General features: G+C 32.9%; 11 protein-coding genes and 2 tRNA genes. 1 reads left to right on the top strand and 12 read right to left on the bottom strand.

Translation table 11 applies throughout. The annotated features are described in order from the left end of the window. Positions 1-63: 63 nt before the first annotated feature. The 10 genes from LQ682_RS08620 to LQ682_RS08575 form a co-directional block, all read right to left on the bottom strand. Positions 64-303, bottom strand: a complete 240-nt coding sequence (locus tag LQ682_RS08620; RefSeq protein WP_001282728.1) for a hypothetical protein — start codon at positions 301-303, stop codon at positions 64-66. Between the two features lie 414 nt (positions 304-717). Then, positions 718-1,974, bottom strand: a complete 1,257-nt coding sequence (locus tag LQ682_RS08615; protein WP_000566670.1) for an MrcB family domain-containing protein — start codon at positions 1,972-1,974, stop codon at positions 718-720. Positions 1,975-2,295: 321 nt separating this feature from the next. Beyond that, positions 2,296-2,775, bottom strand: a complete 480-nt coding sequence (gene rlmH, locus LQ682_RS08610) for a 23S rRNA (pseudouridine(1915)-N(3))-methyltransferase RlmH (RefSeq protein WP_064204318.1) — start codon at positions 2,773-2,775, stop codon at positions 2,296-2,298. A gap of 294 nt (positions 2,776-3,069) precedes the next feature. Continuing rightward, positions 3,070-3,852 carry an MBL fold metallo-hydrolase gene (locus LQ682_RS08605; RefSeq protein ID WP_182094119.1) on the bottom strand — a complete coding sequence of 261 codons (783 nt, stop codon included), beginning with the start codon at positions 3,850-3,852 and terminating at the stop codon, positions 3,070-3,072. Between the two features lie 44 nt (positions 3,853-3,896). After that, positions 3,897-4,691, bottom strand: coding sequence for a two-component system regulatory protein YycI (locus tag LQ682_RS08600; protein WP_182093664.1), 795 nt, complete (start codon positions 4,689-4,691; stop codon positions 3,897-3,899). Beyond that, on the bottom strand, positions 4,691-6,013 hold the full coding sequence (locus tag LQ682_RS08595; protein WP_218688125.1) for a YycH family regulatory protein: 1,323 nt from the start codon (positions 6,011-6,013) through the stop codon (positions 4,691-4,693). Before LQ682_RS08595 ends, LQ682_RS08600 begins: the two co-directional genes overlap by 1 nt. Continuing rightward, positions 6,006-7,847, bottom strand: a complete 1,842-nt coding sequence (gene walK, locus LQ682_RS08590; protein WP_218688124.1) for a cell wall metabolism sensor histidine kinase WalK — start codon at positions 7,845-7,847, stop codon at positions 6,006-6,008. Before walK ends, LQ682_RS08595 begins: the two co-directional genes overlap by 8 nt. A 9-nt stretch (positions 7,848-7,856) precedes the next feature. Beyond that, positions 7,857-8,558 (bottom strand): response regulator YycF, encoded by a 702-nt coding sequence (yycF, locus tag LQ682_RS08585; protein WP_064204313.1) that lies wholly within the window; start codon positions 8,556-8,558, stop codon positions 7,857-7,859. Positions 8,559-8,726: 168 nt separating this feature from the next. Further along, positions 8,727-8,799, bottom strand: a tRNA-Asp gene (locus LQ682_RS08580). A gap of 20 nt (positions 8,800-8,819) precedes the next feature. Next, positions 8,820-8,894: transfer RNA gene (locus tag LQ682_RS08575), tRNA-Glu, on the bottom strand. Positions 8,895-8,999: 105 nt separating this feature from the next. Between LQ682_RS08575 and LQ682_RS08570 the strand changes: the two genes are divergently transcribed. Beyond that, positions 9,000-9,884: a YitT family protein gene (locus tag LQ682_RS08570; protein ID WP_214269649.1), complete on the top strand. Its 885-nt coding sequence runs from the start codon at positions 9,000-9,002 to the stop codon at positions 9,882-9,884. Between the two features lie 300 nt (positions 9,885-10,184). Here the strand turns inward: LQ682_RS08570 and LQ682_RS08565 are convergent, their stop codons facing one another. Beyond that, positions 10,185-11,471 carry an adenylosuccinate synthase gene (locus tag LQ682_RS08565; protein ID WP_214269650.1) on the bottom strand — a complete coding sequence of 429 codons (1,287 nt, stop codon included), beginning with the start codon at positions 11,469-11,471 and terminating at the stop codon, positions 10,185-10,187. A gap of 286 nt (positions 11,472-11,757) precedes the next feature. After that, positions 11,758-13,158: a replicative DNA helicase gene (dnaB, locus tag LQ682_RS08560; protein ID WP_026023617.1), complete on the bottom strand. Its 1,401-nt coding sequence runs from the start codon at positions 13,156-13,158 to the stop codon at positions 11,758-11,760. Positions 13,159-13,202: the final 44 nt, after the last annotated feature.

Raw genomic sequence — 13,202 nt, 5'->3', positions numbered from 1 at the left:
GCCACGAAATTAGCATCATGCTAGCAAGTTAAGCGAACACTGACATGATAAATTAGTGGTTAGCTATATTTTTTTACTTTGCAACAGAACCGAAAATAATCTCTTCAATTTATTTTTATATGAATCCTGTGACTCAATGATTGTAATATCTAAAGATTTCAGTTCATCATAGACAATGTTCTTTTCAACATTTTTTATAGCAAATTGATTAAATAAATTCTCTAATTTCTCCCGTTTGATTTCACTACCATAGATTATATTATCATTGATATAGTCAATGAATAATGACAAATTATCACTCATAACAGTCCCAACCCCTTTATTTTGATAGACTAATTATCTTCATCATTGTAAAACAAATTACACCCTTTAAATTTAACTCAACTTAAATATCGACAAATTAAAAAACAATAAAATTACTTGAATATTATTCATAATATATTAACAACTTTATTATACTGCTCTTTATATATAAAATCATTAATAATTAAACAAGCCTTAAAATATTTAACTTTTTTGTGATTATTACACATTATCTTATCTGCTCTTTATCACCATAAAAATAGAAAAAACAAGATTCCTAAAGAATATAGGAATCTTGTTTCAGACTGTGGACAAACTGATTTTTTATCAGTTAGCTTATTTAGAAAGTTTTATTTAAATTACAGTTTCTATTTTTATTAGATCACAATTTTATTTTAGCTCTTGTTCAAGTAATCATTTTTCGCCAAAAACTTTATACTGAATAGCTTCTACATTAAATACTTTGTCAATGAGATCATCTACATCTTTAAATTCAGAATAATTTGCATATGGATCTATAAAATAAAATTGTGGTTCTTTACCAGAAACATTAAATATTCTTAATATTAAATATTTCTGCTTATATTCTTTCATAGCAAACATTTCATTTAGCGACATAAAAAATGGTTCCTCAATACTAGAAGATGTAGATGTTTTAATTTCAATAAATTTTTCTACAGCTTTATCTGTATTTGTTGGATCAAAAGCTACTAAATCATAGCCATGACCGTGTTGAGAGCCTGGATTATCATTTAAAATATTCCTAAACTGTTCTTTCTTATCTTCGTCTATTTTATTATCAATTAGCTCATTAAAGTAATTTAGCGCTAATTTTTCTCCAACTTTACCGGTTAATTTATTCTCTTTATTTGATTTTTCAATTTCTGAATCATTTTTAGTAGTCTTTGATACACCTTTTTTATATTTTGGAATTATTCCTTTAGGTGCTTCCACTTCCTTGAGTGTCTTATCTTTTTGTGCTGTTCTAATTTCTTCAATTTCGCTGTCTTCCTGTATTTCGTCTATGCTATTGACCAAGCTATCATAGGATGTTTTTGTAACTTTTGAAGCTAATTCATTAAATAGTTCTAAAAATTTCTTTAAATCCTCTAGCATATCTTCTTCTGTGAATCCTTCATTCAAATCATAATATTTGAATCTTATTGATCCATGAGAATATCCTGATGGATAATCATTTTTTAAATCATAAGATGAATCTTTATTTTCTGCGTAATAAAATCTTCCAGTATTAAATTCATTTGATGTAATATATTTATTGAGTTCGGAAGATAAAGTTAATGCTCTTTGTTTTGCAGCATTTTTATCCCGCGGAAACATATCACTTATCTTTGACCATCCTTGATTCAAAGATAAGTATATGCCTTCTCCTTCCGGATGAAAAAGATATACCAAATAATATCCATCCTTTGTTTCTTTTGTTATATTCTCATCATATATTGAAATCCAAGGAACTTTACTATAGTTCCCAGTAGCAACCTTCCCTACAACTGAATATTTATCTTCTTTTATATGCACTTTTAACTGCTTGGGTAACTTATCATGGACTAAAGTTTTATATAGATCACCTTTATCCCAATCAGATTTTTTAACTACATTATTGGTACGTTTCTCTTTAATTAATTTAAGGACCTGCATAAAGTTGTCTATCATTTGAAATTCCCTCCTATTATAAAATATATTATGTCTCATTTTCTTCAATATGTACTTATTTATATTTTACCGTAATTTACTATATTTAGTTGCAGAAAGAATTTTCTCAAAGCTAGAACTTTGCTTCACTATAAGTATTCAGTATAAAGAATATTTCGCTATTATTTACTTGAAATGAAAGACTGCGGAGGCTAACTATGTCAAAAATCATGAACCTCATTACTTATGATAAGCTTCTTAAAAACATAACAGCAATTCACATAAACCTCATATGTTCTGATACATTCAAAATCCCTTTATGAAGCGGCTGAAAAAACCGCATCATTTATGATATGCTTCCCCACGCATTATCTTAAATGCTCTATACACTTGCTCCATTAACACAACTTTCATCATTTGGTGTGGGAAGGTCATTTTACTGAACGATAGGGCGTAGTTGCTGCGTTGTAGTACTTTACTATGTAGTCCGTTTGATCCCCCGATGATAAATGTTATATGTGAGTTACCTCGCGTCATGAGGTTATCTATTTCTTTGCTTAGTTGCTCGCTTGTTAACATCTCCCCTTCTATTTCCAGAGTAATAACGTGACTGTCTGCTTTAATTTTAGACATGATTCTGTCCGCTTCTTTTTCTTTCATAATCTCTATATCTTTCTCACTCATATTATCTGATGCTTTTTCGTCTGCTACTTCGATTAATTCGGTCTTTGTGTAGGCTCCTAGTCTCTTGTTATATTCATCTACTGCTTGTTTCCAGTATTTTTCTTTCAGCTTGCCTACTGTAATAATTGTGATTTTCATCTTTATCCACCTTTATACATTGTCTTAAAAGTTATCCACAGGTTATTAACTTATGCACAGTTCAGTTATCATTATATCAACATTTTAAAATTTTTGTTCTCTTTTTTAAAATTCTGTAAGTTATTTTTATTCATTTAGTTATGATTTATCCACTGTTTTTTATGCAATGTGGATAACTTTGTGGGCAAGTACATGGTTTATACACAATTTGTGGACAGTTGTGTATAACTGTGTTTATTCCTGTGCACAAAATAAAAAGATATCCCCAACCGCTAAATTGGGGATATCTTTTAGTTATAAGTAATATATTGGTGTTGCTTTTTCTTTATCTGTATCACATAACGTGACTTCTTTTTTCGTATCTATATCATGTTCGTTAAGTATTTGACCCACGCTCATTCTCGCTAAGTCTTTCATGTTATTGTCTTGGCTTAAATGAGATAAATATATACGCTTTGTATTACCTGTTATAACATCGCACATTGCATGTGCTGCGTCTTCGTTTGATACGTGTCCCATATCGCTTAATATACGTTGTTTCGTCTGCCATGGGTATCTTCCCATTCGCAACATATCTACATCATGGTTACTTTCGAATACGAAGGCATCACTGCCATGTATCATACCTTTCATTCTATCTGATACATATCCTGTATCGGTAATCATTGTTAGCTTTTTGTAGTCGTTGTTGAATATATAGAACTGCGGGTCTATCGCATCGTGTGACACGCTAAATGATTCGATATCTATACCTGCTAATGTCTTTGTTTCAAATGGTTCGAAGTTGAACTTTTGATCTAGCGGTATGTTTTTATCTTTTGCTTCTATTTTCTGCCATGTCTTCTTATTAGCATAAATAGGTAGTTTATATTTTCTTGCGAGAACGCCTAGCCCTTTAATGTGATCGATATGTTCATGCGTCACTAAGATGCCTTCTAAGTCGCTAATGCTTCTATCTATTTGTTGAAATAAACCTTCTATCTTTTTACCTGTTAATCCAGCATCTACGAGCAGGCTTCCTTTATCTGATTCTATATAAGTGGCATTTCCTGTACTGCCACTTGCGAGTACGCTCATTGCGATCACAAGTGTTCATCTCCTTTAATTACTGCTTTTTAAAACTATGATTCTTCTAATACAGTTGATTCTGGCTTAATAGCGTCAACATATAGCAAGGTCGTCTTTTCTTTTTCATCTTCTTTAGATTTCACTTTAACTTCCCAACTTGGAACAAGTACTTGTCCACCTATTTCTTTTACAACACTATAATAGCCTAACCTTACAGATTCTACTGTATCGCCTTTTGTTAAATATGTGTTGTAATATAAGGTTTCTAAAGCTGTCCTTGCATCGACTACTTTTTGTTTACTATTGTTATCACCTGTACCAGGTTTTAACTTATCTAAATATGTTTGAGTAAAGTTCTTAACTTTTCCATTTTCGATGTTAAAGACAATTTCACCTTTACTATTATTCAATATAGGGAAATCATCATAGCTTTGTTCGTATATGACTTTATTTTTATCTTTATTATTCTCTTTTTGATGATATTCTTTACCTTTATAGGCTTCTTTATTAATTAGAGTTTTAAATGTCTGCTCTTTGCTGTCTTTTGTTAAATTTTCATCATCTAAATCTTTGCTAATTTTTGTATCTTTTTCTGATAATGTATAAACCCCTTCTAGGTCATTTGAAGTGAACGATTTACTATCAGCTGTGATAGCTTGCATTTCTTTATTTTTATAGCTTGGTAAATTCGGTAAATCAATACCTTCTTTTGTAAAGTTCACGTCAGATTGATCATTTGATTCTTGGACAATAGAGTTATTCACTTTATTAAAATAAACAAGAACCAGTCCTATATCAATGAGAATAAATACGATAATGAAGAGTGTTTTGGCATGTTTCCAATCCATTATTTTAACCCTCCATTCTCGTACTGTTTCCATTCGCCATCATATTTTACATACCATTTAGGCGTGAATTCTATTGTATCTTGTAGGTTATCAATATCATCAACTGGTAACGATAAATCATAACCTATAGCAAAATTGGTTACTTTATTAAAATCTATTTCAGCATTTGAGGCTAAATTGAAACGAACTTCTTCTGCTGTTGGTATCTCATCTGACTCTTTCTTAGAAGGTACAGCGACACCAGTTGTAATGAGCCCTCTATTATATTCTGTAATTGTATCTCTACCCCAAGAAGCTTCAATTGAAGAAAGATTATCTTCATCAAATACAGGATAGTTATTTAAGAACATTTTATAATTGACATTACTTTTTTTCGGGTCTGTATCAAATAAGCGAAACTCATCTGTAAATCCAGCATGTTCGTTAATAAATTTAAATGAATTAGATATCGATTTAGAAAGATTGTTTATGTTGTTTTCATCTTCAGATAAATTTGTATAACGGTATGTTTGTTTCTTTTCGTTTACTGTCGCTATACCTGTATTGTTATTATAAGTTGAAACGTGATTATCATTATTACGAGCAATAACTGAATCACCTAAGATTACATCATTTAAATCCGATACCGAAATTTTGTTCGATACATATCGATAAATATTGATGTTATCTGCTGTTTCAGGTGCGTATATCTGATTGATTTCATCCGTCGTATTCTGGTTTGTAATAATACTTGTATAAGGCTTAAATTTAGATGCCGCCTCTTTATTTATTTTATCAAATTCATGACTTTTAATCGTCGTTTGTAGCTTAATTGCTTTTTGTTTGTTTTCACTTAATAAATATACATTCGCTCGATCTGTTGATTTCGTATCTACAAGTATTCTATCAAAATTAATTTTAGGGTAATTGCTCATGCTCAGTCCTAACACTTGATTTAAATACATCTCACTCGGCAAACTATCTGGGAAGTCTAAAATCGTATATCTTTCTGATAAATCATCTAACTGCACAGCTGATTCACTCGATAAGATATCTACTTTCTTTACATCTTTATCTAACATAACATCTATTATCTTCTTGATTTCTTCAACGTTAGACGTCCCTTTCAGATCCGTGCCATTTCGATTAATAATTCTTAAAGGCATGATAACACTATCTATAGGTTTACTTATTTTAGGTCCAATGGCAGGTGTTTCAGCGTTCATATCGGATTCTAAGTCAGTTAACTCGGGCGTAAAAGTCCATACGCGATATGTCATGAAAACACTGAAGAATACGAATATGATGAGTATAACAGATTTAAAGACTTCTTTATTACCCATCCCAATCACCAAACTCATCTTCCATTATTTCACATGGTAATGTGATATAAATCGATGTACCTTGGCCTTCTTTACTATTTGCCCATATTCTACCATTATGGGATTCTACGATTTCCTTAGTAATTGCAAGACCTAAACCAGTACCGCCCATTTTACGTGTTCTTGCTTTATCGACTCTGAAGAATCGATCGAATATTTTATCTACTTTATTAACAGGAATACCAATACCATTATCTTTAATTTGTATTGTCATTCTGTTATATAACGTATTTTGTTTCACATGAAACTCGACACGTTTTTTAGATTCTTGTGAGTATTTAATCGCATTTGTTATGACATTATCAAATACTTGTGTCATCTTATCAGGATCAATTTCTACAAATAGTCCTTTAACTGGTATGTCACGTACAAACGTAACATTTTTACCTTGTGTCATTTCATGACGATTTATAATTTTATTGATAAACATGTTGAAATCAATTAGTTCTGTATTCATTTGCTCGCCTGAATTATCCATTTTAGATAATTGAAGTAAATCGTTTACTAGACGAATCATACGGTCTGTTTCTTCTCTCGTAACATTTAAGAACGTAGGTGCAACTTCTGGATCACGCCAAGCGCCTTCTTCTAGAGCTTCAATATAACTTCTCATAGAAGTTAAAGGTGTACGCAATTCGTGTGAAACATTCGCAACAAATTCACGTCGTTCATTTTCAAGAATATGTTGTTCTGTTACGTCATGTAAGACGGCAATGTAACCATTTATAAACCCAGTATCTTGAATAATTGTACTGAAGTTAACACGTACGATTAGACCTTCCTCTTCGTTAATATCGATAACAAAACTATCATTATTTTCTTGTAAATCATCCAATGAATAGTCTTCATCAATGTTTAAGACATCTAATATATGTTTAGATTCAACTTCTCCACGTTCTAAACCAAGCATCTTAAGCGCCATCTCATTAATAATACGAACACGACCTCGACGGTCAGTAGCTAAAACACCATCGCTCATATGTGTAATAACTGAGTCTAGTCGACGTTTTTCACTTTCTGTATTCGCTTGTGCTTCTTGTACACGTTTAGATAAGTTGTTAAATGAAAGGGCTAGTTCGCCGATTTCATCATTACCGTATATTTTTACACGCTGTGTATAGTTACCTTTAGACATTTCGAACGTCTGGTTACGCATGTCTGATATTGGTTTCGTAATTGTTCGCGCAATAAAGAAACCGAGTACGATTGTGATTAATAATGAAATAGCTGTACCGATAATAAAGATCTGGTTAATGTTATTTAATTGTTCGTAAACAGAATCAATATCCGATTCAACATAAATATCCCCTACAACTTTATCGTCATAATATACGGGCATATTTTTAATCCACACTCTATTTTTATCTGCAGAATCATTTTTCAAGACAATTTTGTCGTTAGCTTTTCCTAATGATAATGCCTTTTGAACAGAGCTATCGTTTACTTTCTGGTTGACGGTATTTTGGTTTGTGGCTTTAGATGTCGCGACAATAATTTGGTCTTCATCGATAAATCGAATTTCATCAATTTCTGTGCGATTTGCATAATCATCTAAAATGCCTTGTATTTCTTTTTGGAAATTTCGGTCTGGATCTTCCGAATTGTATGCTTTCTTGATGTTGTAATTAATCTGTTTAACATGCTGTTCGATATTCGTCTTAAAGTTACGCGTCATTTCTTTTTCTAGACTGTTCGTAAAGTATAATCCGATTATTTGCATACCAATAATAATTAATAAAACATATATTACAACAAGTTTAATGTGGAGGGATTGGAATTTTTTTAACCAGTTCATAGCATCATCCTACTCTTGAGTTTGCAGGAAGTAACCCACGCCTCTACGCGTTACAATGTATTCTGGATGAGATGCATCATCTTCAATTTTCTCGCGTAGACGACGTATTGTAACGTCCACAGTTCTTACATCTCCAAAGTAATCATAACCCCATACAGTTTGTAGTAAATGTTCACGTGTCATGACTTGTCCGATATGTTTCGCTAAGTAATGGAATAATTCAAATTCACGGTGCGTTAATTCGATATCTGCGCCACGTTTTTTAATTGAATATGCATCTGGATATACTGTAATATCTTTAATGACTATTTCGTTTGTTTCTTCATCTTCTGTTTGGCTAGGCTGTGAATAATGTCTACGTAAGTTAGCTTTAACACGTGCGATTAATTCTCGTGTTGAAAAAGGTTTCGTTACATAGTCATCTGCACCTAGTTCTAGTCCTAAAACTTTATCTATTTCTGAATCTTTAGCTGTTAACATAATAATAGGCATGTCGAATTTTTTACGTACTTCACGACAAACTTCCATACCATCTCTACCTGGTAACATAATATCTAATAAGACAATATCTGGTTCTTCTTCATATATTAGGTCTACTGCGTCATTACCGTCATATGCGCAATAAACATCATAACCTTCTTTTTTTAAATTAAATTCTAGTATGTCTGCAATTGGTTTCTCATCATCAACGACTACTATTTTTCTAGCCATAGCACTAACCTCATTTCTTTTTGAAAGTAAGTATCTTCGAGCACAGATTTGTGCATGATATCCTATACTATAATTTAACACTATTTGATGATTAATTCTATTGTTTGCCGTTATTCAATGGCAAATAACATAAAAAATGCTTATCGTTATTACGATAAGCATTAAAAGCGGTCCCGACGGGAATCGAACCCGCGATCTCCTGCGTGACAGGCAGGCATGTTAACCGCTACACCACGGGACCTAATATGTATGAAATTGAAATGGTGACCCCTACGGGACTCGAACCCGTGTTACCGCCGTGAAAGGGCGGTGTCTTAACCGCTTGACCAAGGGGCCTTCATAAGCACAAAATTGATTATAGCATGGTCTTTAAAGAATGACAAGATTTTATTTTAATTTTTTTATATAATATATTTAGGAACATTATAAAGGGATGATGATATGGAAGAAAAGCTCACAATAAAAAAGGGACATCGTAAATTAAGTAAAGGTGAGATTATAAAAAGACTAATTTTTATAACAATCGGCAGTGTCTTAATGGGTATTGGTTTAGAGTTATTTTTAGTGCCGAATAAATTATTAGATGGCGGTATAGTTGGCATAGCTATTATATTAAGTCACTTAACTAATATGAAACTTGGTCTTTTTATATTCTTATTGAATATTCCATTTTTCTTTTTAGGATATAAACAAATAGGTAAGACTTTTACGATATCAACGGTGTATGCAATTACAGTCCTTTCCGTTACAACAGCTTATTTACATCATTTTGAACCTTTTATTAGAGAAATATTTTTGGTTACAATTTTTGGTGGTGCAATTATTGGTTTGGGTGTTGGGTTAGTAATTAGATACGGCGGATCATTAGATGGTTCTGAAATCAGTGCCATTCTTATTAGTAGTAAAGCGCCATTTTCAGTTGGAGAAATTGTTATGCTAATCAATTTTTTCATATTCGCTGCAGCAGGATTTGTTTTTAATTGGGAATCAGCGATGTTTTCAGTAGTAGCTTATTTTATTGCCTCTAAAATGATAGACGTTACTGTACAAGGTTTTGACGAATCAAAAGCCGTATGGATCATCAGTGATACATATCGAGACATAGGAGAAGCTATAAACGACCGTTTAGGCAGAGGCGTAACATATTTAAACGGTGAAGGAGCTTATACAGGAGAAGATAAAAAAGTATTATTCTGTGTAATAACGAGATTAGAAGAATCTAAGCTAAAAGATATCGTAACAGAAATAGATAATACAGCCTTCTTATCAATCGGAGATGTAAGTGAAGTAAAAGGTGGACGGTTTAAAAAACGTGAAATACACTAATTAATAATGAAATACAATTCGATATTGATTGTCGTTATTAGAAAAAGAAGCCATACAGCAGGTGTTGTATGGCTCCTTTTTTTAAGGGTTCTCAGTTTTAAGTTGTAACGGGCAAGTTATTGTCTTTTCTCAGTAAACGTGTCAATAACGAGGGCCTTGTTGACTTTTCTCGATAGTCTTGTCAATAAGGAAGCAATATATTGCACGTGGACCTCGTCTTGCAACATCTACTCCCTTATTTACTCAAACAAAAACGCTGAGACAATTAATTTGTCTCAGCGTTTTCGATTTAAAAATTTATTAGTCCCATAAGTTTTCTAATAGGTTTGTTTGGTTTCTATCTGGCCCAACTGAGAAGATAGAGATTTTAACGTTACATAATTCAGAAATACGCTCTAAATAACGACGAGCATTTTTTGGTAATTCTTCTAATGAACGACATCCTGTAATATCTTCTTCCCAACCTGGTAGTTCTTCAAAGATTGGTTTACAACGTTCTAATTCATTTAAGTTTGCTGGGTATTCTGTGATTTCTACACCATCAATTTCGTATGCTGTACAGATTTTAACTGTTTTAAGGCCTGTTAATACGTCGATTGAGTTGATTGATAAATCTGTAATACCACTTACACGACGTGAATGACGTAATACAACTGAGTCAAACCAACCAACACGACGTGGACGTCCTGTAGTTGTTCCGTATTCACGACCTACTTCACGGATATGATGACCATCTTCATCAAATAATTCTGTTGGGAATGGGCCATCTCCTACACGTGATGTGTATGCTTTACATACACCGATTACTTTAGATACGTAAGTTGGTCCAACACCGCCACCAACTGTAACGTTACCTGCAATCGGGTTGCTTGATGTAACAAATGGGTATGTGCCGTGGTCAATGTCTAACATTACACCTTGAGCACCTTCGAATAATACTTTTTCATCATTAACGAAAGCATCGTCTAATAATTTAGCTGTGTCTGTAACATATTGTTTCAAGCGTTGACCTGCTTGGTAATATGTTTCAAAGATTTCATCAAACGTGAAACCTTCAGCGTTAAACATTTTTTCAAATAATTCATTTTTATATTCAAGATTTTGTTTTAAAAGTTTTTCAAATGTTTCTTTATCTAATAAATCAGCCATACGGATACCGATACGTTGTGCTTTATCTACATACGCTGGACCAATACCTTTTTTCGTTGTACCAATTTTATTATCTCCACGTTTTTCTTCTTCTAATTCATCTTGTTTCAAATGATACGGTAAGATAACTTGAGCACGGTTAGAAATTCTTAAATTGTTTGTTGCTACACCGCGTTCATTTAATGCGTCTAATTCTTTCAATAAAGCTACTGGATCTACTACTACACCGTTACCGATAACACTTGATTTTTCTTCATAAAAAATACCTGATGGTACTAAGTGTAATTTATAAGTTTCTCCGTCAAATTTAATTGTGTGACCTGCATTATTACCACCTGAAAAACGCGCAATAATATTTGCATCTTCAGCTAAGAAATCTGTAATTTTACCTTTACCTTCGTCTCCCCATTGCGTCCCAACTACTACGATTGATGACATGTGAGCACCTCCGCTTTTTCTCATTAACCATTAAGTATTCTATCAGTCCTATACTTAAAATGCAAACTAAAAACGAACATTAATTTATGGTGTTAATTTACATTTTAATATTCTAAAAATTTGCATTAAGAAAGCTTTAACCATGGTAGTTACAAGGTTTTATCCTGAAAATTATATGCTTCAAAACACAAACGAAACAATAATTAACTGTCATTTCACGAAACAAAAGACGTACATTTATTACAAAGTCATAATAAATGTACGTCTTTTGGGTTAAAAACTTTTTTTATCCGAATTCCATACCGGCATGTTGATAATCTATATCTGTAAATTTGTTATATTGTTTCATGAAGTGCAATTTAACGGTTCCTGTCGGGCCGTTACGTTGTTTTGCGATAATAATTTCTATTTCACCGTTTTCATCTTGTGCACCTGCATCTACCGCTTCACCATCTTCATCTTCTCCACCACGAGAATAATAGTCATCACGGTATAAGAAAGCCACAATATCCGCATCTTGCTCGATAGAACCTGATTCACGAATGTCACTCATCATCGGTCTTTTATCTTGTCGTTGTTCAACACCACGAGATAACTGACTCAATGCGATAACAGGACATTCTAATTCTCTCGCAATAGCTTTAAGCATACGTGAAATCTCTGATACTTCTTGTTGTCTATTATCAGAACTACGTGAACCACTACCTTGAATCAACTGTAAATAGTCGATCACAATCATGTCTAATCCGTGTTCTTGTTTTAATCTTCTACACTTAGCTCTTATGTCAGTGATACGGATACCTGGTGTATCATCGATGAATATTTTAGTACGTGATAATTTACCAACAGCTACTGTAAACCTACTCCAGTCTTCTTCCGTCATAGAACCAGTACGCAATCTATTAGAGTCTACGTTACCTGTACTACAAATCATACGTGTCGCTAGCTGGTCTGCACCCATCTCTAATGAGAATATACCGACTGAGAATAAGTTCTCGTGAGTAGCAACTTGTTGGGCAATATTTAATGCGAAGGCAGTCTTACCTACAGAAGGTCTCGCAGCAATAATAATTAAATCGTTGCGGTTAAAACCTGCTGTCATCTGATCTAAATCACGATATCCAGTTGGTATCCCCGGGGTTTGACCACTATTTTGATCTAACTGTTCAGCATTATCGAACACAATACCTAAAACATCTTTAATATCTTTGAAACCTTCTGTCCCTCTAGTAGCAGATATCTCTAAAATTCTCTTCTCTGCATCACCTAATAGTGACTCTAAATCAAGCTCTGGATTATACCCATCTTCAGCAATACTATCTGCTACACGAATTAATTGACGCTTAACAGCATGTTTAAACACAATATCTATATAGAAATGAACGTTTCTAGTTGTTGGTACATTGTTTGCTAATTCAGCTAAATAAGCCGGTCCACCAGCTTCTTCTAGCAAAGACTCAGCTGCTAATTCATCCATCAGGGTAACTGAATCAATTTCCTTATTCTGTTCATTTAACATCAACATAGCTCTAAATATATGTTGATGATTAGCTCGATAGAAAGCTTCAGGTATTAATGTTTCACCTGTTGAGTTAATCAGTTCAGGATCAATTAAGATTGCACCGATAACAGATTGTTCAGCCTCTATATTATGAGGCATTTGTCGTGGATTCATCATATTATCCATACCATCCATACTGATTACTCCTTTCCATTTTTAATATTATTTAT

The sequence above is a fragment of the Mammaliicoccus sp. A-M4 genome, assembly GCF_022386955.1.
Classification (GTDB): domain Bacteria; phylum Bacillota; class Bacilli; order Staphylococcales; family Staphylococcaceae; genus Mammaliicoccus; species Mammaliicoccus lentus.
The sequence above is the reverse complement of the archived record's forward strand: the minus strand, read 5'-3'. Positions and strand labels throughout refer to the sequence as shown.

What these genes read in the sequence shown, in the direction of transcription:
- LQ682_RS08620 (WP_001282728.1), bottom strand. Translation starts at nt 303, where the DNA reads ATGAGTGATAATTTGTCATTATTCATTGACTATATCAATGATAATATA.
- LQ682_RS08615 (WP_000566670.1), bottom strand. Translation starts at nt 1,974, where the DNA reads ATGATAGACAACTTTATGCAGGTCCTTAAATTAATTAAAGAGAAACGT.
- rlmH (WP_064204318.1), bottom strand. Translation starts at nt 2,775, where the DNA reads ATGAAAATCACAATTATTACAGTAGGCAAGCTGAAAGAAAAATACTGG.
- LQ682_RS08605 (WP_182094119.1), bottom strand. Translation starts at nt 3,852, where the DNA reads ATGAGCGTACTCGCAAGTGGCAGTACAGGAAATGCCACTTATATAGAA.
- LQ682_RS08600 (WP_182093664.1), bottom strand. Translation starts at nt 4,691, where the DNA reads ATGGATTGGAAACATGCCAAAACACTCTTCATTATCGTATTTATTCTC.
- LQ682_RS08595 (WP_218688125.1), bottom strand. Translation starts at nt 6,013, where the DNA reads ATGGGTAATAAAGAAGTCTTTAAATCTGTTATACTCATCATATTCGTA.
- walK (WP_218688124.1), bottom strand. Translation starts at nt 7,847, where the DNA reads ATGAACTGGTTAAAAAAATTCCAATCCCTCCACATTAAACTTGTTGTA.
- yycF (WP_064204313.1), bottom strand. Translation starts at nt 8,558, where the DNA reads ATGGCTAGAAAAATAGTAGTCGTTGATGATGAGAAACCAATTGCAGAC.
- LQ682_RS08570 (WP_214269649.1), top strand. Translation starts at nt 9,000, where the DNA reads ATGGAAGAAAAGCTCACAATAAAAAAGGGACATCGTAAATTAAGTAAA.
- LQ682_RS08565 (WP_214269650.1), bottom strand. Translation starts at nt 11,471, where the DNA reads ATGTCATCAATCGTAGTAGTTGGGACGCAATGGGGAGACGAAGGTAAA.
- dnaB (WP_026023617.1), bottom strand. Translation starts at nt 13,158, where the DNA reads ATGGATAATATGATGAATCCACGACAAATGCCTCATAATATAGAGGCT.